21 protein-coding genes are annotated in these 23,516 nt (G+C 73.9%); 14 read left to right on the top strand and 7 right to left on the bottom strand.

Annotated features, from left to right (window positions below; translation table 11 throughout):
* Positions 1 to 2 precede the first annotated feature (2 nt).
* From ACFWPI_RS32295 to ACFWPI_RS32285, 3 genes are read left to right on the top strand one after another with little or no spacing between them, the layout of a single operon-like run.
* Positions 3 to 968, top strand: a complete 966-nt coding sequence (locus ACFWPI_RS32295) for a DNA-3-methyladenine glycosylase family protein (RefSeq protein ID WP_380377354.1) — start codon at positions 3 to 5, stop codon at positions 966 to 968.
* A 46-nt stretch (positions 969 to 1,014) separates the two neighbouring features.
* Complete coding sequence (locus ACFWPI_RS32290) at positions 1,015 to 1,287, top strand: type II toxin-antitoxin system Phd/YefM family antitoxin (RefSeq protein ID WP_063349130.1); 273 nt, start codon at positions 1,015 to 1,017, stop codon at positions 1,285 to 1,287.
* The gene (locus ACFWPI_RS32285) at positions 1,284 to 1,553 is read left to right on the top strand and encodes a type II toxin-antitoxin system RelE/ParE family toxin (protein ID WP_380377356.1); all 270 of its coding nucleotides are present in this window, start codon (positions 1,284 to 1,286) and stop codon (positions 1,551 to 1,553) included. Before ACFWPI_RS32290 ends, ACFWPI_RS32285 begins: the two co-directional genes overlap by 4 nt.
* A 4-nt stretch (positions 1,554 to 1,557) precedes the next feature.
* On the opposite strand, the gene ACFWPI_RS32280 is transcribed toward ACFWPI_RS32285, so the two are convergent.
* From ACFWPI_RS32280 to ACFWPI_RS32270, 3 genes are all read right to left on the bottom strand, one after another.
* Complete coding sequence (locus tag ACFWPI_RS32280) at positions 1,558 to 2,850, bottom strand: coenzyme F420-0:L-glutamate ligase (protein WP_380377358.1); 1,293 nt, start codon at positions 2,848 to 2,850, stop codon at positions 1,558 to 1,560.
* 40 nt (positions 2,851 to 2,890) lie between these two features.
* Positions 2,891 to 3,850: a 2-phospho-L-lactate transferase gene (gene cofD, locus ACFWPI_RS32275; protein ID WP_363377420.1), complete on the bottom strand. Its 960-nt coding sequence runs from the start codon at positions 3,848 to 3,850 to the stop codon at positions 2,891 to 2,893.
* Between the two features lie 92 nt (positions 3,851 to 3,942).
* Entirely contained in the window at positions 3,943 to 4,560 is a 618-nt protein-coding gene (locus ACFWPI_RS32270) for a cysteine dioxygenase (RefSeq protein ID WP_380377367.1), read from the bottom strand.
* A gap of 629 nt (positions 4,561 to 5,189) precedes the next feature.
* Here ACFWPI_RS32270 and ACFWPI_RS32265 point away from each other — a divergent pair.
* The 3 genes from ACFWPI_RS32265 to ACFWPI_RS32255 all read left to right on the top strand — a co-directional run bounded on the left by ACFWPI_RS32265 (position 5,190) and on the right by ACFWPI_RS32255 (position 11,259).
* Entirely contained in the window at positions 5,190 to 5,462 is a 273-nt protein-coding gene (locus tag ACFWPI_RS32265) for a WhiB family transcriptional regulator (RefSeq protein ID WP_063349134.1), read from the top strand.
* Positions 5,463 to 5,679: 217 nt separating this feature from the next.
* Complete coding sequence (locus ACFWPI_RS32260) at positions 5,680 to 9,531, top strand: glycosyltransferase family 2 protein (protein WP_380377359.1); 3,852 nt, start codon at positions 5,680 to 5,682, stop codon at positions 9,529 to 9,531.
* A gap of 6 nt (positions 9,532 to 9,537) precedes the next feature.
* Complete coding sequence (locus ACFWPI_RS32255; protein ID WP_380377361.1) at positions 9,538 to 11,259, top strand: DUF5719 family protein; 1,722 nt, start codon at positions 9,538 to 9,540, stop codon at positions 11,257 to 11,259.
* 53 nt (positions 11,260 to 11,312) lie between these two features.
* On the opposite strand, the gene ACFWPI_RS32250 is transcribed toward ACFWPI_RS32255, so the two are convergent.
* Complete coding sequence (locus tag ACFWPI_RS32250; RefSeq protein ID WP_079135840.1) at positions 11,313 to 11,765, bottom strand: metallopeptidase family protein; 453 nt, start codon at positions 11,763 to 11,765, stop codon at positions 11,313 to 11,315.
* 85 nt (positions 11,766 to 11,850) lie between these two features.
* Between ACFWPI_RS32250 and ACFWPI_RS32245 the strand changes: the two genes are divergently transcribed.
* The 6 genes from ACFWPI_RS32245 (at position 11,851) to ahcY (ending at position 18,354) form a co-directional block, all read left to right on the top strand.
* Positions 11,851 to 12,294: a DUF3499 domain-containing protein gene (locus ACFWPI_RS32245; protein ID WP_079136306.1), complete on the top strand. Its 444-nt coding sequence runs from the start codon at positions 11,851 to 11,853 to the stop codon at positions 12,292 to 12,294.
* Positions 12,295 to 12,484: 190 nt separating this feature from the next.
* A complete protein-coding gene (locus ACFWPI_RS32240; protein ID WP_380377363.1) occupies positions 12,485 to 13,870 on the top strand; it encodes a phosphomannomutase/phosphoglucomutase in 1,386 nt (461 codons plus the stop codon).
* Positions 13,871 to 13,953: 83 nt separating this feature from the next.
* Complete coding sequence (locus ACFWPI_RS32235; protein ID WP_063349138.1) at positions 13,954 to 14,136, top strand: Trm112 family protein; 183 nt, start codon at positions 13,954 to 13,956, stop codon at positions 14,134 to 14,136.
* Positions 14,137 to 14,202: 66 nt separating this feature from the next.
* Positions 14,203 to 15,477, top strand: a complete 1,275-nt coding sequence (locus ACFWPI_RS32230; protein ID WP_380343738.1) for an SIS domain-containing protein — start codon at positions 14,203 to 14,205, stop codon at positions 15,475 to 15,477.
* A gap of 76 nt (positions 15,478 to 15,553) precedes the next feature.
* Positions 15,554 to 16,531, top strand: coding sequence for a cation diffusion facilitator family transporter (locus ACFWPI_RS32225; protein WP_380377365.1), 978 nt, complete (start codon positions 15,554 to 15,556; stop codon positions 16,529 to 16,531).
* Positions 16,532 to 16,905: 374 nt separating this feature from the next.
* The gene (gene ahcY, locus ACFWPI_RS32220) at positions 16,906 to 18,354 is read left to right on the top strand and encodes an adenosylhomocysteinase (RefSeq protein WP_063349141.1); all 1,449 of its coding nucleotides are present in this window, start codon (positions 16,906 to 16,908) and stop codon (positions 18,352 to 18,354) included.
* Between the two features lie 94 nt (positions 18,355 to 18,448).
* Here ahcY and ACFWPI_RS32215 read toward each other — a convergent pair whose 3' ends face one another.
* Both ACFWPI_RS32215 and ACFWPI_RS32210 read right to left on the bottom strand, forming a co-directional pair.
* Complete coding sequence (locus ACFWPI_RS32215) at positions 18,449 to 19,537, bottom strand: hypothetical protein (protein ID WP_380380941.1); 1,089 nt, start codon at positions 19,535 to 19,537, stop codon at positions 18,449 to 18,451.
* Entirely contained in the window at positions 19,534 to 20,046 is a 513-nt protein-coding gene (locus ACFWPI_RS32210; protein ID WP_380380942.1) for a SigE family RNA polymerase sigma factor, read from the bottom strand. The genes ACFWPI_RS32215 and ACFWPI_RS32210 overlap by 4 nt, the downstream gene beginning before the upstream one ends.
* A gap of 111 nt (positions 20,047 to 20,157) precedes the next feature.
* Between ACFWPI_RS32210 and ACFWPI_RS32205 the strand changes: the two genes are divergently transcribed.
* Positions 20,158 to 20,808 carry a hypothetical protein gene (locus tag ACFWPI_RS32205; protein WP_350886472.1) on the top strand — a complete coding sequence of 217 codons (651 nt, stop codon included), beginning with the start codon at positions 20,158 to 20,160 and terminating at the stop codon, positions 20,806 to 20,808.
* Positions 20,809 to 20,868: 60 nt separating this feature from the next.
* On the opposite strand, the gene ACFWPI_RS32200 is transcribed toward ACFWPI_RS32205, so the two are convergent.
* Entirely contained in the window at positions 20,869 to 21,810 is a 942-nt protein-coding gene (locus ACFWPI_RS32200) for an RDD family protein (RefSeq protein ID WP_380380944.1), read from the bottom strand.
* Between the two features lie 293 nt (positions 21,811 to 22,103).
* On the opposite strand from ACFWPI_RS32200, the gene ACFWPI_RS32195 reads away from it, so the two are divergent.
* Positions 22,104 to 23,108, top strand: coding sequence for a stage II sporulation protein M (locus ACFWPI_RS32195; RefSeq protein WP_380380946.1), 1,005 nt, complete (start codon positions 22,104 to 22,106; stop codon positions 23,106 to 23,108).
* Positions 23,109 to 23,516: the final 408 nt, after the last annotated feature.

Here is a 23,516-nt window from a genome sequence, read left to right as displayed (position 1 = left end):
CCATGGTCGACGAAGGCGGTGGAGCCGGACAGCGGAGGAGGTGCGCGGCGGTGACGGGCGAGTCGGTACGGCGCTGGCGGCCGGGTTTCCCGCTGGACGTCGCCCGGACGCTGCTGCCGCTGCGCCGGGGCCCCGCCGACCCGGCGTACCGCACCACCGGCGACGGCGCGCTCTGGCGGGCGTCCCGGACCCCGGCCGGGATCGGTACGCTGCGGGTGCTGGCGCGCCCGGCGGCCGGCGAGGTGGAGGCGACGGCCTGGGGCCCGGGTGCGACGTGGCTGCTGGAGCGGCTGCCGACGCTGCTGGGCGCGCAGGACGATCCGGAGGCCCTGGTGCTTCCGCCCGGCCCGCTGCGGGACGCCCAGCGCCGCACCGCCGCGGTCCGCCTCACCCGCACCGGGCTGGTCCTGGAGTCCCTCGTCCCGGCGATCCTGGAACAGAAGGTGACCACCGACGAGGCCTACCGCGCCTGGCGCACCCTGCTACGGGACTTCGGCACCGCGGCGCCGGGCCCGGCCGAGGGCATGCGGGTGGCGCCGTCGGCCCGGGAGTGGGCGCTGGTGCCGAGCTGGGAGTGGCACCGCGCGGGGGTGGACCCGAAGCGCTCGGCGACGGTCATGCGCGCCGTCCGGCTGGCGCCCCGGCTGGAGGAGGCCGCCGCGATGGACCACGTCGAGGCCTTCGCCCGGCTCACCGCCGTCCCGGGGATCGGCCCCTGGACGGCCGCCGAGACCCTGCAACGCAGCAACGGCGACCCGGACGCGGTCTCGGTCGGCGACTTCCACCTGCCCAACCTGGTCGGCTGGGCCCTGGCCGGCCGCCCCCGCAGCGACGACGCCCAGATGCTCGCCCTGCTGGAGCCCTACCGCCCGCACCGCCACCGCCTCTGCCGCCTCCTGCTGGCCACCACCCCCCACGCCCCCCGCTACGGCCCCCGCCTCACCCCCGACGACCACCGGCGGCGATGAACCGGAAGCGCCGTGCGGTGTACACGTCGATGTGTACGCTTGATGCATGACTGACGCACTGAGCATCCGGGAACTGCGTGCGAACCTCGCCGAGGTGGTCACCCAGGCCGAGGCCGGCGAGATCACCGTGATCACTCGGAAGGGCGAGCGGGTCGGAGCGGTCGTGCCGATCGAGATCCTCGATGCCATCGAGGATGCCGCCGACGAACTGCTCGCCCGTGAGGCCGAGCAGCACCGGAACGATCCCACCGTGACCATGGCCGAGCTCCTGGCCGACCTGTTCGACTCGCCCAAGGACTCCTCCGGGAGCGCTGCGTGAAGTACGCGTTCCGCTTCACCTCGCACGCCAGGCGCCAGCTGCGTGACATCAGCCAGGTCGACGCGATGCGGATCCTCACCGCGCTCACCGTTCTCGGCGAGGACCCTTACGTCGAGGGCCCGGATGTCAAGAAGCTGGCGGGTCACGTCGGCCTCTACCGTCTCCGGGTCGGCGTCTACCGCGTGGCCTACGAGATCCACGACGGCGTGCTGGTGATCCTCGTGGTGGCCGTTGGCAATCGCCGCGAGGTCTATCGCGGTCTCTGAACCGCTACCGCACCTCGATGAAGGTGTCGGCGCTGCGGTCCGGGCGTTCGCGCGGGGGTTCGGCGGGGCGGCCGACGGCGATGGCGCCCATCGGGTCCCAGCCGTCCGGGAGGTCGAGGGCCGCGCGGACGGTGTCGCGGCAGAACATGGTGGACGACACCCAGGCGGAGCCGTAGCCCTCGCCGGTGAGGGCGACCAGGAGGTTCTGCACGGCGGCGCCGGCGGCGACGGTGAACATCTCCCGTTCGGCGGCGGCGCGCCGCTGGTCGGGGTAGTGGTGCGAGCCGTCCATGACGAGGCAGGGCACCACCAGGTAGGGCGCCTCGCGCAGGACGTCGCCGCGGGCGGTGCGGCGGGCGATCCGGGCGTCGTCCCAGCCGTCGAGTTCGCGCAGGTCGCGCTGCCAGGCGGCGAGCATCGCGTCGAGCAGCCGGGTGCGGGTCTGCGCCGTCTCCAGCAGGACGAACCGCCACGGCGTGGTGTGGTGCGGGGCGGGCGCGGTGACGGCGGCGGCGACGGCGCGGCGCACGGCGCCGGGGTCGACCGGGGCGTCGGTGAAGGAGCGGACGGTGCGCCGCAGGGTGACGGCCTGGCGCAGCGCCTCGGAGGTGCCGAGCCGGAACATGTCGTCGACGGCGGGGCGGACCAGCGGCCGGGTGCCGTCGCCGTCCTCGGCGGTGACGAGGTGGCCGAGCCCGCGGACGACGGCGACCGGCACGCCGCTGGTCTTGCCCTTCACCAGGTCGGCGGCGGCGGCGAGTTCGTCGGCGGTGGCGGTGACGGTGAGCGCCAGCTCGTTGCCGTGGCTGTCGGTGCGCCCGCGGTGGTCCTCCAGCACGGACAGTCCGGCGGCGCCGATGGCGACGTCGGTGAGTCCGTTGCGCCAGGGCCGGCCGAAGGTGTCGGTGACGACGACGGCGAGCCGGCGGCCGGTGAGCTGCTGGAGCCGCCCGCGCAGGGCGCGGGCGGAGGCGTCCGGGTCCTCGGGCAGCAGCAGGACGGTGCCGGGGGCGGTGTTGGAGGCGTCGACGCCGGCGGCGGCCATGACGAAGCCGTTGCGGTTCTCGACGATCCGGGCGTGGCCGCGCCGGGCGACCACCCGGACGGTCTCGGCCTCGATCGCGGCCTCGCGGTCGGCGGCGTGCAGCAGCCGGCCCTCGGCCTTGCTGACGATCTTCGAGGTGACGATCAGGATGTCGCCGTCCTGGTACTCGCCGGCCTTGGCGAGCAGCGCGGCGAGGTCGGTCCCGGCGTCGATCTCCGGCAGCCCCTCGACCGGCAGGATCTGCAGGCTCATGCGCCCGCCCCGCTGCGCCCGCGCCCGCGCCCGCGCCCGCTCACTTGCGCACCTGCTCGGCGAGGGCGAGGGCGGCCCGGGCCATCTCGGCGGTGGCCTCGACGTCGGTCATCAGCAGCGGGACGGCCCGGCAGGCGATCCCGGCGGCTTCGACGGCGGCGACCGAGGCCTGGTCGGCGGTGTCGACGAGCCAGCCGTCGATGAGTGCGGAGCCGTAGTTCAGTGCGACCGCCTCCGCGGTGGCCTCGACGCCGACGGCGGCGAGCACCTTGTCGGCCATGCCGCGCACCGGGGCGCCGCCGATGATCGGGGAGAGCCCGACGACGGGGGCGGGGGCGGCGGCGACGGCCTCCCGGATGCCGGGGACGGCGAGGATGGTGCCGATGGAGACGACCGGGTTGGACGGCGGGAAGAGGATGACGTCGGCGGCGGCGAGGGCCTCCAGGACGCCGGGCGCGGGCTTGGCGGTGTCGGCGCCGACCGGGATGATCGCCTCGGCGTCGACGGCGGCGTGCAGCCTGACCCAGTACTCCTGGAAGTGGATCGCCCGGGTGCCCTGCTCGTCGGTGATCCGCACGTGGGTCTCGACCCGGTCGTCGCTCATCGGCAGCAGCCGTACGCCGGGCTTCCAGCGCACGCACAGCGCCTCGGTGACCTGGCTGAGGCTGTAGCCGGCGGTGAGCATCTGGCTGCGGACGAGGTGGGTGGCGAAGTCGCGGTCGCCGAGCCCGAACCACTCGGGGCCGACGCCGTACTCCTTCATCTCGGCCTTGATCGACCAGGTCTCGTCGGTGCGGCCCCAGCCCTGCTCCTCGTGGATGCCGCCGCCGAGGGTGTACATCACGGTGTCGAGGTCGGGACAGACCTTGAGGCCGTAGAGGTGGATGTCGTCGCCGGTGTTGCCGATGACGGTGATCTCGTCCTGCGGTCCGACCGCCGCGAGGAGTCCGCGCAGGAAGCGCGCTCCGCCGATTCCGCCTGCCAGTGCCACGATGCGCATGGGTTCATCCTGCCACGGTCCGACTGCCCGTCAGCCCGGTCGTAGGTCCGGTCGCCGGCGGGTGCGACGGCCGGGCTGACGCGGGCGGGTGCTCAGTGTGCCTCGGCCTGGGCCTGCGGGTGCTGCTCGGGGACGGCGGTGCCGCCGTACTGGTTCATCTCGGTGAGGCCCGGGGTGTAGAGGTGGATGGAGACGGCGGGTTCGAGCGTGCCGTTGACCACCTCGTGGAGGTAGCCGGAGGAGAAGACCCGCTGCCCGCCGGGGCGCAGGGTGCGGGCTCCCTCGCCGGCGCGGGTGAGCGAGCGCTCGATCAGCTCGCCCTGGACGACGGTCATCACGCCGGAGGACTCGCCGTGGTCGTGGAAGCCGCTGCTCTGGCCGGGCAGCCAGCTGAGCAGCCAGACCTCGTAGCCGGGGCCGGTCTCCAGCCGGGCGTACCAGCGGGTGAGCGCGTCGTAGCGGACCAGGGGTTCCCAGCGGGCGCGGTCGGCGGCGATCTCGCGGATCAGCCGGGCGTGGCCGGCCACGGTGGTGGGGTGGCGGGGCAGGTCGGTGCGGGCCAGGTGCGGGAAGGCGAGCGGGTCGCCGGCGATGGAGACGTCGCTGAGGCCGTCGGTCCAGCCCCGGGCGGGCGCGGTGGGCGCGGTGGGGGAGGGGCTTCGGCGGGCGAGTTTGTTGCGGTCGCGGTTCCGCTTGCGGATGCGGGTCATACGCACGGGAGTCGTCCTCGGAGTGGCGGCTGGTTCGTCGGGGATCAGCCGGATCCGGGATGTCCTGGGACGGGAATCGCGGGCGGCCTCTGTGCTTCCTGGGGGCGGCGCGCGGTGGGACGCGGGCGCCTAGATACAGCAGGAGCAGAGGCGACAACAAGAGTTCACGGCACGGCGGAGCGTGGAACCGCTCCGGGGGCTGGCGAACTCTGACATGGGGGAAAGGAGACCGCATCCGTGGGGCCGGTGTCAAACACAGGGATGCGGCATTCGAGAGGGTTACGCCAAGAAGTTGCCCGGATGGGGTGATAAATCACGCTCTATGTTTCGATGGGAAGATCGCCGGGAAGGCAGGGCGATGACCGGCCTGTGATGGTGACCGAGCGTCACTCGCCGAAGGGTTGTGGCTGGTTCGACGCCGTTCAGGGCTTTCGGATCGAAGGTCCAATGTGTCCGAATATGTACACTATTCGTAACGGCTTGGTGCCGGGGAGTGAATCCTCGCCCCAATACCAGAGCTCGGCTTGACTGAGCCAGAGTGACGCAACTGTAATTTCACTCGTGTCGTCGGCCGCACGAGGCAACGGCAACCACGGGGACGCCAAGTAGGGGCAGAGGAGGCGCGCCACATGAGCGAGCTCTTTGAGCTGTTGATCGGTGACGGCATCGCGGAGGAGGAAGAGGAACTCGGTTGGCAGGAGCGCGCGTTGTGCGCCCAGACCGACCCCGAGTCCTTCTTCCCCGAGAAGGGCGGCTCCACGCGCGAGGCCAAGAAGGTCTGCCTCGCCTGCGAGGTCCGTTCGGAATGCCTGGAGTACGCCCTCGCCAATGACGAGCGGTTCGGCATCTGGGGCGGCCTCTCCGAGCGCGAGCGCCGCCGGCTCAAGAAGAGCGCGGTCTGACCGGGGCGGCCGCCGACCCCCGCTGACCCTTCGACAACCACACGGCAGTACGGGCGCCTCACCGCGGCGGTGGGGCGCTTTCGTGTTCCCTGCCGGCTCTTCACCGGTCCCGCACCGGCACCGCGGACGAAGCCGCCATCCGGAGCCGTTAGTGTGGTGCGCCATCCGGTTGCCGTTCACCGGCTGTGTCCACCGAGAACTGAGGCCCGCGCACTCGATGACCGTCTACAGCCACCAGAGCGGCTTCACCGCTGCCAGGCCGCCCGCCTACCCGCGCCACCTGGTCACCGCGGTGATCGTCTCGCACGACGGGGCCCGCTGGCTGCCGCAGGCCCTCGCCGGCCTGCTCGGCCAGGACCGCCAGGTCCAGCGGGTGCTCGCGGTCGACACCGGTTCCACCGACAACTCTCCGCAACTGCTGGCGGACACCCTCGCCGACTGGCTGCCCGAGAGCGGCCCGCTGCTCCTCGGCCGCCGGGCCGGCTTCGGCACCGCCGTCGCCGAGGCCGTCTTCAGCAGCCCGCCGCTGCGCCCGGAGGACCTGCCGTACCGGCTCGACCCCTCCGGCTACGACCCGGTCACCGGCGGCTGGGACGACTTCGGCGACCCGCTCGCCCAGGAGGACGACCTCGGCCGCGGCGGCCCGCGCGAGACCCAGCCCGTCGAATGGCTCTGGCTGCTGCACGACGACTGCGAGCCGCAGACCGACGCGCTGCGCCGGCTGCTCCAGGTCGCCGACTCCACCCCCAGCGCCGCCGTGGTCGGCCCCAAGCTGCGCAGCTGGTACGACCGCCGCCAGCTGCTGGAGGTCGGCGTCACCATCGCCCGCTCCGGCCGCCGCTGGACCGGCCTCGACCGCCGCGAGCAGGACCAGGGCCAGCACGACCAGGTCCGTCCGGTGCTCGCCGTCTCCAGCGCCGGCATGCTGGTGCGCCGCGACGTCTTCGAGGAACTCGGCGGCTTCGACAAGGCGCTGCCGCTGATGCGCGACGACGCCGACTTCTGCTGGCGGGTCAACGCCGCCGGCCACCGCGTGGTGGTCGCTCCCGACGCCGTGCTGCGGCACGCCGAGGCGGCCAGCCGCGAGCGCCGCGCCATCGACTGCGGCCCCGCCCACCCGCACCGGGTGGACAAGGCCGGCGCCGTCTACACCCTGCTCGCCAACTGCAAGGGCGCGCTCTTCCCCTACGTCCTGCTGCGGCTGGTGCTCGGCACCCTGCTGCGGGCCGTCACCAACCTGCTCGGCAAGGACCCGCGCCAGGCCTTCGACGAGCTCACCGGCCTCGGCCACGAACTCGTCCGCTTCCCCCGGCTGCTGGCCGCGCGCAAGCAGCGCGCCCGCACCCGGGCCGCCGACGCTCTGGACGACCGCACGCTCTTCCCGCCGCCCGGCGCCACCGCCCGGCTCGCCGTCGAGGGCGTGATCGGCTCCCTCGGCATAGGGGGAGGGGACGACACCGGCCGGCACGGCACGGTCGAGGCCGGGCCGGGCGGCGAGGACGACGAGGACCTGGTCGTCGAGCAGTTCACGCTGATCAAGAAGCTGGCCCGGCGTCCGGCGCCGGTGCTGTTCGCGGCCCTGCTGGTGTTCGCCCTGATCGCCTGCCGCGGCCTGTTCGGCAGCGGCGAGCTGTTCGGCGGCGCCCTGCTGCCGGCCACCGACGGCGCCGGCGGCCTCTGGTCGATGTACGCGGACGCCTGGCACCCGATCGGCACCGGCTCCGCCGCCGCCGCGCCGCCGTACCTCGGCGTGCTCGCGGTGCTGTCCTGGGTGCTGTTCGACCACGCCGACCTCGCGCTCACCCTGCTGGTCGTGCTCACCGTGCCGCTGTCCGCGGTCAGCGCCTACCTGGTGTCCCGGCCGCTGCTGGACTCCAAGCTCGTCCGGGCCTGGGCCAGCGCCGCCTACGCGCTGCTGCCCGCCGCGACCGGCGCGCTCGCCCAGGGCCGGATCGGCACCGCCGTCCTCGCCGTGCTGCTGCCGCCGCTGGCCCGCGCCGCCGCGATCGCGGCCGGTCTCGGCATCCGCGACGAGAGCGCCGCCAAGGGCGCCCGCCCGGGGTGGCGGCCGGTCTGGATGACCGTCCTGCTGCTCACCCTGGCCACCTCCTTCGTGCCGTTGACCTGGGCGCTCGCCCTGCCGCTGTGCCTGGCGACGCTGGTCGTCGCGGTGGTCCGCGGCGGTGCTTTCGGCTCGGGCGGCGCCGCGCTGCGCCTGCTCGGCCTGCGCGTCCTGGTGATCCTCGCGCTGCCCGTCCTGGTGCTGGCGCCGTGGTCGCTGTCGGTGCTGGCGCACCCGCAGTGGCTGCTGCTGGAGGCCGGCCTGCCCGGCCTGCACGGCACCGGTGCGAGCGCGGCCGGCCTGCTGCTGGTCAACCCGGGCGGCGCCGGGGTGCCGCCGGTCTGGCTGTCGGCCGGCGTGGTGCTCGCCGCGCTCGCCGCACTGCTGCGCGCCGACCGCCGCCGTGCGGTGCTGTCCGCCTGGGGTGCGGCCGGTGCGGGTCTGGTCTTCGCGGTCGCGGTGGCGGGCACCTCCGTCACCCCGGCCTCCGGCGGCCCGGCGGTGCCCGCCTGGGCCGGCCCGGCCTCGCTGATCGCCGGGATCGCCCTGCTGGCGGCCGCCGCGATCGGTGCCGACGGCGCCAACGCCCGAGTGGCCGGGATCGCCTTCGGCTGGCGCCAGCCGGTGGCCGCGCTGGTGGTGGCCGCCGCGGTGCTGGCCCCGCTGGGCACCGGCCTGTGGTGGGCGCTCACCGGCGCCGGCAAGCCGCTGCACCGGGCCCAGGCCGGCCAGGTGCCCGCGTTCATCGCGGAGGAGGCCGGCACCACCGACCGCTCCCGCACCCTGGTCGTCACCGGCGACCCGGGCGGCGGCGCGGTCCGCTACACCGTGGTCCGCGGCGCGGGCCTGACGCTCGGCCAGGCCGAGTCCACCGTCGACCCGGCGACCGGCACCCAGGACGGCCTGAACAAGATGGTCGGCAGCCTGCTGGCCGGTTCCGGCGCCGACCAGGCCGGGGCGCTCTCCGGCTACGGCATCGCCTACGTGCTGGTCCAGCAGTCGGTGATCGGCACCTACAAGGACGTCCTGGACACCACCCCCGGTCTGGTCAAGGCCAACCAGGACGGCGACTCCGCGCTCTGGCAGGTCACCGGCGCCCCCGCCGTCCGTGCGGTGATCACCGCCCCGGGCGCCGCCCCGGTGGTCGTCCCGGCCGGGGCCCGCGACCTCACCGCCACCGTCCCGGCCGGCCCGGACGGCCGGGTGCTGCGGCTCGCCGAGTCCGCCGCACCCGAGTGGAAGGCCACCGTGGGCGGCACCGCGCTGGAGTCCGTCACGGTCGACGGCTGGGCGCAGGGCTTCAAGCTCCCGGCCGGCGGCGGCAAGCTGACCGTCACCCGGGAGGACGGCTTCGCGCACACCGGCTGGATCTGGGCCCAGGTGCTGCTCGGCCTGACCGTCCTGGTGCTGGCCCTGCCCGGACGCCGCAGCCACAAGGACGACGACCTGCCCGAGGAGGTGGTGGCCGCCGCCGCGCTGGCCGCCGCGGCCCAGGCGCAGGCGCCCGCCCCCGGCAGCCGCCGGGCCCGCCGGATGGCCGAGCGCGGCGAGGGCGGCGAGGACGGCGGGGTGTACGAGGGCCCGCCGGGCGCGATCCCGGCGCAGCCGGCCGGCGAGCCGATGGCCGAGGCGGTCCAGGCGGCCGCCGCCGTCCAGGAGACCGAGCCGTACGCCGACCCGTACCAGACGTACCAGCAGGCCGACCCGTACAGCTACGACCAGTACGCGGCCCAGCAGCCGGTGGCCGCGCCGTACGGCGGCCAGGGGTACGACGGCCAGGGCTACGAGGGCTACCAGCCGCAGGCGTACCCGCAGCAGGGCTACGAGCAGCAGCCGTACCCGCAGGAGCAGCAGTACGGCTACGAGCAGCAGCCCTACCAGCAGACGGAGCACCAGCAGCCGTGGGTGCCGGGGCAGCCGCAGGCCGAGCCCTACTACGACCCCAACGACCCGAACGACCCCAACGGCACGGGCCGGTACCCGCACCAGCACGGATCGGGGAGCTGACCCGCGATGAAGAAGCCCGCATTCAGGAAGAAGTCCGCGCCCGAGGCCGTCGAGCCGACGGAGACCGCCGAGGCCGGGCAGTCCGGGCAGTCCGGGCACGCCCCGGCCCAGGCGCCGGAGCCCGCGGCCTCCGCCCGGCCGGCCGGGCGGTCCGGGGGCACCAGGACCACGCAGTCCCTGCTGGCCGCGGCCGTCGTGCTCGCGGCGGTGTTCGGGATCGCCGAGACGCGCCCGCCGGCCGTCCCCGCCAAGGCGGACGGCGGCGTCGCCCCGACCACCGCGCAGGTCGAGCGGACGGCGGCGGTCTGCCCGCAGCCGCTCCAGGGCCTGACCGGCTCGACCACGCTCACCGCCTACACCCCGCCCGGGGCGGGCGGCGCCACCGGCGGGGCCGGCTGGCTCTCCGACGCCGCCGCGCCCGCGACCCCGCCGACCACCGCCCCCTCCGCCCCGGCGTCCGGCGCCCCCGCCGCGCCGTCCGGCTCGGCCGCTCCGGCCGCTCCGGACAAGGGCGCCGCGCCCGCCGACGCCCGGCTGACCCTGGCCAAGCCCGGCGCCCCGGCCACCGGCCCGGCCGCCAACGGCGACACCGCGCCCGGCACCGGGGCCGTCGCCACCGGCGCTCTCGCCCCCGGCTTCACCGTCACCCAGACCACCGTGGTCACCGAGCAGCGCGGCCTCGGCCTGTCCGGCCTCACCTGCACCCCCGCCGGGACCAGCTTCTGGTTCGCCGGGGCCAGCACGGCCGGCGACCGGGTCGACTACGTCAGCCTGGTGAACACCGAGTCCTCCGCCGCCGTGGTCGACATCAAGCTGTACGGCGACAAGGGCCTGATCGAGAACGACGCCGCCAACGGCATCACCGTCGCCCCCGGCAGCTCCCAGTCCGTGCTGCTGCCGACGATCAGCAAGGGCGCGGTCAACGACCTCGCCGTGCACGTGGTCGCCCGCAGCGGGCGGGTCGGTGCCGCGCTGCACGCCGCCGATGGTGCCAAGGGCGCCGACTGGATCCCGGCCTCGGCCGAACCGGCGGCCACCCAGGTGCTGCCCGGCCTGCCCGCCGACACCTCCGCCGCCCACCTGGTGGTCTGGGCGCCGCCGGAGGACGACGCCGACCTGAAGATCCAGCTCTCCGGCAAGAACGGCTGGTTCACCCCGGCCGGCAACGAGTCCATCCACATCAAGGCGGGCATGGTGGCCGCCGTCGACCTCGGCAAGGTCACCCGCGACGAGGTCGCCGGGCTGCGGCTGTCGCCCACCGACGACAAGCACCCGACCCGGGTCGTGGCGGGCCTGCGGGTCGACCGGGCCGGGGGCGGCGGCAAGAGCGACGCGGCCTGGCTCACCGGCACCGGCCCGGTCGGGGCCCGCGCCACGGTCGCCGACAACCGGGCCGGCGCGTCCACGCTGTTCCTGACCTCCGCCGGCGACGCCGCCACCGTCCGGGTCACCGCCTCGGCCGGCAGCGGCGGCGGCACCCCGGTGAGCAAGGACGTCCAGCTGCCGGCCGGCGGCACGGTCGCGCTTCCGGCGCCCGAGCCCGGTGGGCTGAACGGCAGCTTCGCGCTCACCGTCGAGACCGTCTCCGGCGGCCCGGTGATGGCCGCCCGGATGCTCTCGCTGCCCGCCAAGGACGTGCCGATGTTCACCATCCAGGCGCTGCGCGACGACCACAGCACCGTCAGGGTCCCGCGGGCCGGCCAGGATGCGGGCGTCGTCCTGCGCTGACCGGTCGGACGGGGCGGTACCCGGCAGGCCCGGGTACCGCCCCGTCCGCGTGCTCAGTCCTCGTCGTAGCGCGGGTCGATGGCGTCCGGGGACAGTCCCAGCAGCTCCGCCACCTGCTCGATCAGGATCTCGTGCACCAGCGCCGCGCGGTCCTCGCGGGTCTTCGCCCGGATCTCCACCGGCCGCCGGTACACCACGATCTGACTCTTGCGCCCCTGCTTGCCCGGCAACACCCGCCCCAGCGGCACGCCGTCCTCGCCGTCGGCCGCGTCGGGCTCGTGCAGCGGCACCTCCTGGACGGCGAACTCCACTTCGATCAGCTGCGGCCAGCGCCGTTCAAGACGCTCCACCGATTCGCGCACGTAGTCGTCGAACAGTTCGGAGCGGGTGAGCGAGATCGGCACCTGGGGCGGCGCCAGCGGGCCGCGCAGCCCCCTGCCGTGCCGGTCGCGATGCCGGGGACGGCGCGAGGGTCCCGTCGATGACTGCGGTGCAGAGCTGTCCATATCACTGCCGAGGGTAGTCCTTGGACGGTCGGAAGTGGACTACTCCGACGGGGAAACGCCCGGGGTGGCGGAGGCGTGGACCGGCGTGCGGACCGCGACACGGCACACCCGCCGGACAGGCGGTCTTCGCTCCCCGGCGAGGAGTGCGGTACCGTCCACCCTCGTGAGCTCTGTACGTCGTTGTTCGCGGACCGCGTGCGGCCGGCCGGCCGTCGCGACGCTGACGTACGTCTACGCGGACTCCACCGCCGTCCTGGGCCCGCTCGCCACCTACGCCGAGCCGCACTGCTACGACCTGTGCGCCGAGCACGCCGAGCGCCTCACCGCCCCGCGCGGCTGGGAGGTCGTCCGGTTGGCCGCCGAGGCCGGGCCGCTGCGCCGCAGCAGTGACGACCTGGAGGCCCTCGCCAACGCCGTCCGCGAGGCCGCCCGGCCGCAGACCCCCCGTCAGGGCCGCGGGTCCGAGGGCGAGTCCACCGAGGGCGGCCGCCGCGGCCACCTGCGCGTCCTGCGCTCGCCGGACAACTGACGCCGCACAGCCGACGCCGTACCCCGCCCGGGCCTGCACCGGGCGTTCGTCCGACTTGGGTACGCTGCCCGTCTACCGTCACCGCGGACCGTCGACCGAACGGGCGGTGACCCCGACGTATCGTGACCGTGGGCGGCCAGCCGCCGATCACACGCACACCGACCAGTACAGAGACCAGGGTGGAGCCGCAGTGCGCGACCTCAAGCAGCTCGTGAAGGCCTACGACGTCCGCGGCGTCGTCCCGGACCAGTGGGACGAGCACCTGTCCCGGGCCTTCGGCGCCGCGTTCGTGCAGGTCACCGGCGCGTCCGCGATCGTCGTCGGCCACGACATGCGCCCCTCCTCCCCGTCGCTCACCCGGGCGTTCGCCGAGGGCGCCGCCGCCTACGGCGCCGACGTGGTCCAGATCGGCCTCTGCTCGACCGACCAGCTCTACTACGCCAGCGGCAAGCTCGACCTGCCCGGCGCGATGTTCACCGCCAGCCACAACCCGGCCCAGTACAACGGCATCAAGCTGTGCCGGGCCGGCGCCGCCCCGGTCGGCCAGGACACCGGCCTCGCCGAGATCCGCGAGCTGGTCGAGTCCTGGACGGGCGAGGACGACACCGTCACCGTCCCGGCCAAGGACGTCAAGCCCGGTGCGCTGTCCGAGCAGGACACCCTGCGCGGCTACGCCGACCACCTGCTGGGCCTGGTCGACCTCACCGCGATCCGCCCGCTCAAGGTCGTCGTGGACGCGGGCAACGGCATGGGCGGCCACACCGTGCCGACCGTCTTCGACGGCCTGCCGATCGAGCTCGTCCCGATGTACTTCGAGCTGGACGGGACCTTCCCCAACCACGAGGCCAACCCGCTCGACCCGAAGAACATCGTCGACCTCCAGGCCAAGGTCCGCGAGGTCGGCGCCGACCTCGGCCTGGCCTTCGACGGCGACGCCGACCGCTGCTTCGTCGTCGACGAGCGCGGCGAGCCGGTCTCCCCGTCCGCCATCACCGCCCTGGTCGCCGCCCGCGAGATCGCCCGCGCCCAGGCCGCCGGCGAGGCCGAGCCGACCGTCATCCACAACCTGATCACCTCCTGGACCGTCCCCGAGGTGGTCCGCGAGCTCGGCGCCAACCCGGTGCGCACCCGGGTCGGCCACTCCTTCATCAAGCAGGAGATGGCCGTCACCGACGCCGTCTTCGGCGGCGAGCACTCCGCGCACTACTACTTCCGCGACTTCTGGCGCGCCGACACCGGCATGCTGGCCGCGCTGCACGTGCTGGCCGCGCTCGGCGGGCAGCCCGGCACGCTGTCCGCGCTCACCGCCGAGTACGACCGCTACGCCGCCTCCGGCGAGATCAACAGCACCGTCGCCGACCAGGCCGCCAGCACCGCCGCCGTCCGCGCCGCCTACGCCGGCCTGGAGGGCACCACCGTCGACGAGCTGGACGGCCTCACCGTGGCCGGCCCGGACTGGTGGTTCAACCTGCGCGCCTCCAACACCGAGCCGCTGCTGCGCCTGAACGCCGAGGCCAAGGACCCGGCGAAGATGGCCGAGCTGCGCGATGGCGTGCTCGCCATCGTCCGCGCCTGACCGAGGCCTCCTGTGCCCCGGCCGGTAGGGTTGCCTATCGGCCGGGGCACCGCCGTGCCACCCCCCGACTTTTGGAGAGCCCCATGAAGCTCGAATCCTTCCTGCTGGAGATCCTGGTCTGCCCGCAGTGCCGGGCCGCGCTCACCGAGGGCGGCACCGAGGAGCAGCCCGAGCTGCTCTGCACCGGCGCGGACTGCGGCCTCGCGTACCCGGTCCGGGACGGCATTCCGGTCCTGCTGGTGGACGAGGCCCGCCGCCCGGCCTGATCCTTGGGGCGAAGCCCCCACCCCGCCAGCCCAGCGCGCACAGGACAGCAGCCGGAGGCCCGCCGCATGCTCGACGACACCCTGCTCGACGACCCGGCCGCCCTGCAGCGCGCCGACCGCGACCGCGCCCTGCTGGCCCTGGCCGGTGCCGGCGCGCGGGTCCGCACCGCGCTGCGGCTGGCCGACGCGGCCGGCCTGGACCGGCTGCGCCCGGACGGCCGCCCGCGCGCCGTCCTGGTCGCGGGCCACGGCAGCGCCCTGACGGCGGGCGAGATCCTGACCGCGCTGGCCGGCCACGCCGGCCTGATCACCACGCTGCCGCCGACCGAGGCGGCCGCCCCGCGCGCCGACCGGGCCGGCGCGCCGCCCGCCTTCACCGCCGGGCTCGGCTGGCAACTGCCCGGCTGGGCCGGCCCGCTGGACCTCCTGGTGGTCAGCTCCGCCGACGGCGGCGAACCGGGCCTGGTCGGCCTCGCCGAGCAGGCCTACGCGCGCGGCTGCGCGATCGTGGTCACCGCCCCGGCGGGCAGCCCGCTGGCCGAGGCTGCGCTGCAGGTGCGCGCGCTGCCGCTGCCGTACGTGGCCTCCGCGCTGCCCGAGGACGAGGCGCCCGCCGGCCCGGCCGCCGAGCCGGACCTCCCCGCCGAGGACCCGGCCGCGCTGTGGTCCCACCTCGCCCCGCTGCTCGCGCTCGCCCAGAAGATCGGCATCACCCAGCTGCCGTACGACGCGCTGCCGGCCGTCGCCGACCTGCTGGACGCGACCGCCGTCCGCTGCCGCCCCGACGCCGCCGCGTACACCAACCCGGCCAAGGGCCTGGCCGCCCGGCTGGCCGGGACGGTCCCGCTGCTGTGGGCCGAGGGCCCGATCGCCGGGGCCGTCGCCACCCGCTTCGCCGCCCAGCTCGCCGAACGGGCCGGCCGCCCGGCGCTGGCCGGGCCGCTGCCGCAGGTGCTGACCGCCCACCGCGGCATGTTCACCGGCCAGTTGGGCGCGGGCGCGGACCCGGACGACTTCTTCCGCGACCGGGTCGACGAGCCGGATCCGCTGCACCTCCAGGTCCTGCTGCTGCGGCACGTCCCGGGGGCGCCCGGTGCCCAGTCCGGTGTCCGTCCCGGCGGCGCGCCCGAGGAGCAGGGCGGGCCGGCCGAGGTGCCGGAGGACGACGCGGGCCCGCGCAGCTTCGGCGTCACCCGCGCGCACCGGCTGGCCGGCGCCCACGACGTCCGGCTGACCGAGTACGCGACCAGCCGGCCGGACCCGCTGCACGCGCTCGCCGACCTGGTCGCGCTGACCGACTTCGCCGCCGTCTACCTCGGGCTCGCCGCCGCGCAGTCCTGAGCCGCGCCGCACGGCCGGTACGGTAAGCGCTCGACGGAGCAGCGCGACCAGCCATTGCGGCGGAGGGACCCGAAGCATGAGTACAGAAGGCGGCACCAAGGCACTGGTCGCGGCACTGTCCGCGAACCTGGCGATCGCGGTGGCCAAGTTCACCGCCTTCGGCTTCACCGGCTCCTCGTCGATGCTGGCCGAGGGCGTGCACTCGGTCGCCGACTCGGGCAACCAGGTGCTGCTGCTGATCGGCGGCAAGCGGGCGCGCCGGGAGGCGGACGAGGAGCACCCGTTCGGGTACGGCCGCGAGCGCTACGTCTACGGCTTCCTGGTGGCGATCGTCCTCTTCAGCGTCGGCGGCCTGTTCGCGATCTACGAGGGCTGGCACAAGGTCAACCACCCGGAGAAGCTGGACTCCTGGGGCTGGGCGGTCGGTGTGCTGCTCTTCGCCGTCGCGATGGAGGGCTGGTCCTTCCTCACCGCGATGCGCGAGTCGGCGAAGGCCAAGGGCGGCCAGGGCTGGGTGCAGTTCATCCGCACCGCCAAGGCCCCGGAGCTGCCGGTGGTGCTGCTGGAGGACGCCGGCGCGCTGATCGGCCTGGTGCTCGCGCTGCTCGGCGTCTCGCTCACCGTGATCACCGGCGACGGCGTCTGGGACGGCGTCGGCACCCTGGGCATCGGCGTCCTGCTGGTGGTGATCGCGGTGGTGCTCGCCCTGGAGACCAAGTCGCTGCTGCTCGGCGAGTCCGCCGACCGGGATTCGGTGCGCCGGATCCGCGAGGCGCTGGTGGACGGCGAGGCCGTCACCGGCGTGATCCACATGCGCACCCTGCACCTGGGGCCGGAGGAACTGCTGGTCGCCGCCAAGATCGCGGTCAACGCGGAGGACAGCGCCGCCCGCGTCGCGCAGGCGATCGACGCGGCGGAGGAGCGGGTCCGGGCCGCCGTCCCGATCGCGCGGGCGATCTACCTGGAGCCCGACGTCTACAGCGCCGAGAAGGCCGCCGCGGGCGAGGACCCGGCGGCCACCCCCGGCGGGCCCGGGCCCGGCGCCTCGCACTGACCGGCGCCGGGCCGCCCCTGGCCGGGGCCGGCCGGGGGCGGACCAGGGGGCCGGCTGGGATCCGCTTGAGGACCCGTCCGGTCCGAGGCCGAAATCGCTCATCGGCGGACGGCCGGTGGGGCCGCCGGTGTAGATTCGTCACCAGAGCCAGAACGTCGCTGCTGATGGCGGTTGATCGGCGGTCCGCCCCTGTGGGGTGTGCCCCGGTCGAGGGAGAGAGGTCCTCCGACGGTTTGTGCTGCGCAGCAGGGAACCGGTCCAGCACCACGGATCCGGCCGCCCCGGCGTAGCCGTGCACCCGTACGGCCCCGCCCCGCTGCGACCGCACACACAGGACCTTGGCCACGCCCACCCCATCAGCGAGGAGCAGACGCATGTCGACCGACACCACCGGTGACTTCAAGGTCGCCGACCTTTCCCTGGCGCCGTTCGGCCGCAAGGAGATCCAGCTGGCCGAGCACGAGATGCCCGGCCTGATGTCGATCCGCGCCGAGTACGCCGAGTCGAAGCCGCTGACCGGCGCCCGCATCACCGGCTCGCTGCACATGACCGTGCAGACCGCCGTCCTCATCGAGACCCTGACCGCCCTGGGCGCCGAGGTCCGCTGGTGCTCCTGCAACATCTTCTCCACCCAGGACCACGCGGCCGCCGCCATCGCGGTCGGCCCGGAGGGCACCCCGGAGAACCCGCAGGGCGTGCCGGTCTTCGCCTGGAAGGGCGAGACCCTGGACGAGTACTGGTGGTGCACCGAGCAGGCCCTGACCTGGCCTGAGGGCAAGACCCCGAACATGATCCTGGACGACGGCGGCGACGCCACCCTGCTGATCCACAAGGGCGTCGAGTTCGAGAAGGCCGGTGCCGCGCCGGACCCGTCCACCGCGGACAACGACGAGTTCCGGATCATCCTGGAGCTGCTCAACCGCACCCTCAAGGACTCCCCGAACAAGTGGACCGAGGTCGCCGCCACCATCAAGGGCGTGACCGAGGAGACCACCACCGGTGTCCACCGCCTGTACGAGATGCACCGTGACGGCCAGCTGCTGTTCCCGGCGATCAACGTCAACGACTCGGTCACCAAGTCGAAGTTCGACAACAAGTACGGCTGCCGCCACTCGCTCATCGACGGCATCAACCGCGCCACCGACGTCCTGATCGGCGGCAAGGTCGCCGTCGTCTGCGGCTACGGCGACGTCGGCAAGGGCTGCGCCGAGTCGCTGCGCGGCCAGGGCGCCCGCGTCATCGTCACCGAGATCGACCCGATCTGCGCGCTCCAGGCGGCGATGGACGGCTACCAGGTCGCCACCCTGGAGGACGTCGTCGAGACGGCCGACATCTTCATCACCACCACGGGCAACAAGGACATCATCATGGCCTCCCACATGGCCCGGATGAAGCACCAGGCCATCGTCGGCAACATCGGCCACTTCGACAACGAGATCGACATGGCCGGCCTGGCGCAGCTGCCCGGCGTCGTGAAGACCGAGGTCAAGCCGCAGGTCCACGAGTGGCGCAAGGCCGACGGCCGCACCATCATCGTCCTCTCCGAGGGCCGCCTGCTGAACCTGGGCAACGCGACCGGCCACCCGTCGTTCGTGATGTCCAACTCCTTCGCGAACCAGACGATCGCCCAGATCGAGCTGTTCACGAAGACCGAGCAGTACCCGATCGGCGTCTACGTGCTGCCCAAGCACCTGGACGAGAAGGTCGCCCGGCTGCACCTCGACGCGCTCGGCGTGAAGCTGACCACCCTGAGCCAGGACCAGGCCGACTACATCGGCGTCCCGGTCGAGGGCCCGTACAAGGCGGATCAGTACCGCTACTGATGCGGTGAACCGCGGCTGACGCGGTGCGGCGTACGCCGGTGGCCGGCACCCCTGCGCAGGGGTGCCGGCCACCGGCGCGTTCGGCGGTCCGCGTTCAGGGCACGATGACGTCGGTGGTCCAGTCGGCGGCGTCCGGGCCGAGGGCCTTGGTGTGGGCGAGCATCCAGGGGAGGCCGCCGAGCTGCTCCAGGGAGGGCGGATCGCCGGCTCCGGTGCCGATGGAGATCTCCACCCCGTTCTGGACGGACTCCAAGGGCGGGTGCGGGTCGGTGTAGGGCGAGCCGTCCGTGCTGGTGTAGACCGGGCGCGGCCCGACCGGCCGCATGCTGACCGAGACGTTCTTCCCCTCGACCTGGAACATCAGCCACAGGTCCCAGGCGCCGACGCCGTCCAGGTCCGGACGCGAGAGCATGACGTCGGTGGCCTTGAACGTCTCGGGCAGGCCGGTGAACTGCACCGGCAGCGGGACGTTCCAGTGGCCGAACCGGACGCCGGTGGCGACCTTGTGGAGGACTTCGTCGGTGACGTCCCCGGGCGTCTGGCCGTCCACGCTGACCTCGGCCCAGCGGCCCTCGGGGGTCAGCCAGCGCAGCGTCGGCTGGTAGCTCTCGGGCTGGTCGGCGACCACCCGGTAGGCCGGTCGTCCGTTGACCGGTTCGGCGTCGACCTTGCCGAGTTTCACGTTGACCCCCGTCATCGGGGGCTCGGAGCCCGCCGGGTACTGGGAGAGCCTGATGCGGGCAGCGTTCTTGCCCGCGCCTCGGGCCTGGGCGTAGATGCCGTGGTAGCCGGTCTCGTAGCCGATGTGCTGCTCGCCGCCCACCCAGTCGGGCAGCCAGCCGAAGTGGACCTCGGTGGTCAGCGGGTCGATGCCGCTCACGGTCGGGGTCGGGGTCGGGGTCGGGGTCGGAGTCGGCGTCGAGGACGGTGAGGTGCTCGAGGTGGGCCCCGCCGGCGGTGTCGGGGCAACGGTGCTGCTTCCCGGGGCCAGCAGCGCGGTGGTCGCCACCACCGCCACCGTCACGGCGGCGGCGACGGCGCCGACCGCGGCGCGCTTGCGACGGCGCAGCCGGGCGGTGCCCTCGGCGATCGAGCGGTCGGCGTCGAACCGCGCAGGTGGCGCCGACCCGTCGGCGAGGGCCGTCAGCCGGGCGGTGAGGTCGTGGTGATCCTTGCTGGTCATGGCGTCCTCTCTGCGACGGTGGGGCGGGCGGCGAGCCTGCCGCGGAGGGTGTCCAGGGCCCGGGAGCTCTGGCTCTTGACGTTGCCCGACGAGCAGCCCATGGCGTCGGCGGCCTGGTCGATCGTCAGGTCGCAGTAGTACCGGAGCACCACGGCCGCCCGTTGGCGGGCCGGCAGCGTCGCCAGGGCGTGGCGCAGGTCCAGCGAGGCGTCGAGGTCGACGGGCACGGACTCGGTGTCGAGGTCGGTGCCCGGCCGGCTGGTCCGCCGCCACCAGGAGGTGCGCTGCTCGGCCAGGAAGGTGTTGACCAGCACCCTGCGGGCATAGCCGTCCAGGTTCTCCATGCGGCCTGCCCGCGACCAGTTCACGTACAGCTTGGTGATGGTCTCCTGGACCAGGTCGTCCGCGCGGTGCCAGTCCCCGCACAGCAGATAGGCGACCTTGCGCAGCCAGCCGCTCCTGGAAGTCACGTACTCCGTGAACTCCTCGTCGCGTGCCTGCTTCGCCATCTGCGCCCCCCTTCTCCCTCGTGTCGTCGGCGCTCGTGCGCGCCGTCCACCCCCCTAATGCGGGCACCCGCCCCGAACGTTGCATGCGAATGCGCACGTAGGCTTTCGGGCATGCCCAACGGCCGGTACTCGCTCCATACAGCCATGACTCCTCTGGGTCACGACCGCGTGCTGCTCGGGGAGGAGCGCTTCAGCTGCGCCCCCGGGGCGGCCGGCTGGCGGTACGTCTCCAAGACCTACGCGCCGGACGGGCGGGTGATCGGCAGCGTCGACCTCACCCTGGACTCGCGGGCCCGCCCGCTGCGGATGGAGCTGCGGGCCGGCGGCTGGCAGGTGCGCGGCGGCGCGGTGGACGGCGTCGCCTGGGTCCGGACGGACGCGGCGGACCCGGGCGGCGAGCACAGCGTGGAGGGGCACGACCGGGCGCACGGGTTCACCGGCGGCTCGCCGGCCTTCCTGGTCGCCACCGCCCGGCTGCTGCGGCTGCGGGAGGGGGCGAGCGCGCGGGTGCGGCTGGTCGCGTTCACCGAACCGGTGCTGGCGCCGCGCACCTTCGACCAGGGGTGGCTGCTGGAGGGTGTCGACACGCACCAGACCGACTCCGGGCCGCTGCTGGTCGAGCGGTACCAGGTCGCGGACCTGGAGACCGGTGAGCAGCAGGTCGTGCACCTCGCGGGGGACGTGGTGCTGGCGGCCGACGGGATCGAACTGGAGGAGCTGGCGTCGCCGCCGAACGCCTGGCCGGCGCAGTTCGGGGAGTAGGCCCAGGTTGCGCGGGCCGGGCTGAGTGGGTCGGGCGGCGGGCCCGAGGGCGCGGTGAGCCTAGGCGGGCGGCGCGAAGCCGGTGTCGGGGGCCGGTGTCGGGGCCGGTTCCGGGGTTGGTGCCGGTGCCGGGGACGGCTGGTCGGCGGTGGGCGGGGCGGGCTTCTCGACGGAGGGGGCGGCCTGCTGGGGTGCGGGAGCCGGCCACGCGGCGGGTGCGGGGGCCGCGGTCCGCTGCCACTGCGCCTGGGCCCGCGTCCACTCCCGGCGCTGGCGCTCGGTGAGCACCGCGCCCAGGTACGCCGCCGGGTGCAGCCCCTGCGCCACCGGGTGACCGGTCCGGGCGGCCAGGTCGCCGGCCAGCCGGGTGGACATCTGGAGCGCCACCGCCGGGTCCAACTGGCCTATGCGGCCCAGCAGTTGGCGGATCGCCAGCCAGAGCGGCTCCGGCACCGCGGACAGGTCCATCGCGACCAGCTCCCGGCCCATCGCCTGGAGCAGGTGCGGGTGCACGGGCGGCAGCGGGGGCGGCGCCCCACCACCCGGGGTGCGCTCGCGGACGACCACCGTCCCGGCGAAGATGTCGCCCAGCCGCTTGCCGTCCGCGTTCACGGCCGAGGTGATCACCGCCGGCACGCCGGTCATGGCGACCAGCTCCATGAAGCCGACCAGCCCGCGCACCAGCGAGTGCCGGAACCGCACCGGGCCGCCGTCGGTGCGCACCACCCGCAGGCCGAGCGCGGCCTTGCCGAGCGAGCGCCCGTGGCTGAAGGTCTCGACCATCACCGGCACGGCCACCAGGAAGAACACCAGCAACCCGATCAGCGTGGCCGCCAGCGCTGCACCGTCCAGTCCGATCAGGGCGACGCTCAGGGTGAGCGAGACCAGGAACAGGGCGGCGAACTCCACGAGCAGGTCCAGCGTGATCGCCAGCGCCCGGCTGGGAAGCTTCGCCGTCTGCAGGTCGAGGACGACCGCCTCACCCGTCACCAGGTCGCTCAAGACACCTGTCCGTTCACGTTCGTGGAGCCGTACAGCTCACTCATGGAGGCCGCCGAGGGCGGCACGGACGAGGGGAGGGACGTCACCCGGACCGACCCCCACGACCTGCTCTCCGCAGTCTGATCCGCAGCCGCAAACATACGGCGCCCGGTGGCCGCACGGGAAGTGAGATCCCGGCGGCCGGGGTGCCCACCGCTCCTGGCATGCTGGGCCGCGCGTGTCCGTACGTACCCGCCCGTCCGCCCGCCCGCGACCGGGCCCCTCGCGCCCACCGCCGACCATGGAGCCGCCGAATGGACCTGGACGTCTTCGTCGCCACCCACCAGGGGGAGTGGGCACGGCTGGACGCCCTCGCCCGACGGCGCCGGCTCAGCGGGGAGGAGGCCGACGAACTGGTCACTCTCTACCAGCGCGCCACCGGCCACCTGGCCAAGGTCCAGGCCGCCGCACCGGACCCGGCCCTGCTCAGCCGACTGACCGGCCTGGTCTCGCGGGCGCGCAGCGCGGTGACCGGATCGCGCAGCAGCGGCTGGCACGACGTCGCCCGGTACTACACGGTGAGCTTCCCGGCCGCGCTGTACCGCGCGCGCCGCTGGTGGGTGCCGGTCGCGGTCGTCTCGCTGCTGGCCACTGCGGTGCTCGCCTGGTGGATGGCTACCCACCCCGAGGTCCGCAACAGCCTGGTCGCCCCGGATCACCTGCGGGAGATGACCCGCCCGGGCGGGCAGTACGAGTCGTACTACTCGGACCGCCCGGCGAGTTCGTTCGCCGCACAGGTCTGGACGAACAACGCCTGGATCGCCGTGCAGTGCCTGCTGTTCGGGATCGCGCTGGGTCTCCCGGTGCTCTGGGTGATGTGGACCAACGTGGTCAACCTCGGTGTCGGCGTCGGGCTGATGGCCTCCGCCGGGCGACTCGACGTCTTCCTCGGCCTGCTCATCCCGCACGGCCTGTTGGAGCTGACCGCGGTGTTCGTGGCCGGCGGCCTCGGCCTGCGCCTCGGCTGGACGGTCATCGACCCCGGCCCGCGCACCCGTGGAGCGGCCCTGGCCGAACAGGGCCGCTCCATCATCGGCATGTCCATCGGCCTCGCGACGGTGCTGGCCGTTTCCGGTGTACTCGAAGCGTTCGTCACCCCTTCCGGACTGCCCACCTGGGCGCGCATCTCGATCGGCGTGCTGGCCGAGGCGGCATTCCTCCTCTACGCGCTGGTGTGGGGCCGAAAGGCCGCCGAGGCCGGCGAAGTCGGTGATCTGGACGCGGCCGATCGGGCGGATCTGCAACCCGTCGCGGCCTGAGGCGAGGTGATCCACACGCCTCTGACCTGGTACCCTTCTCGCATCCCGACCAAACCATTGACGTGGTGAGGGTGGGCTAGTAGGTTTGAACGGTTGGGACAGACTGGACAACGGTCAGTCCCGGGCGTTAGTGTCTACGACACCGCCAAATCGAGGTGAGTGCGTTTTATGAATGCGCATCCTTCGACGAAGCAAAATCCCGCGGACTGAGCACACCGAAAGCTTTGATAAGCTTCGGAGCGAAGTTCGAAGGAAATCCCGCCAGCGGGAATTCGGAGAAACGAAGCCGGTAAGAACGGCCGCGAGGATCTGATAAGCTGGAAACACGAAAGAACGAAGCGCCCGGAGGGCCCGCTGGAAGGCGGTCCGAAGGAAGTGTCCGTTCCTTGAGAACTCAACAGCGTGCCA

Origin of the sequence: Kitasatospora sp. NPDC058492 (genome assembly GCF_042720685.1) — a bacterium.
Taxonomy (GTDB): Bacteria; Actinomycetota; Actinomycetes; order Streptomycetales; family Streptomycetaceae; genus Kitasatospora.
Note: the sequence above shows the minus strand (reverse complement) of the source record. Positions and strands in the feature narration are given on the sequence as shown.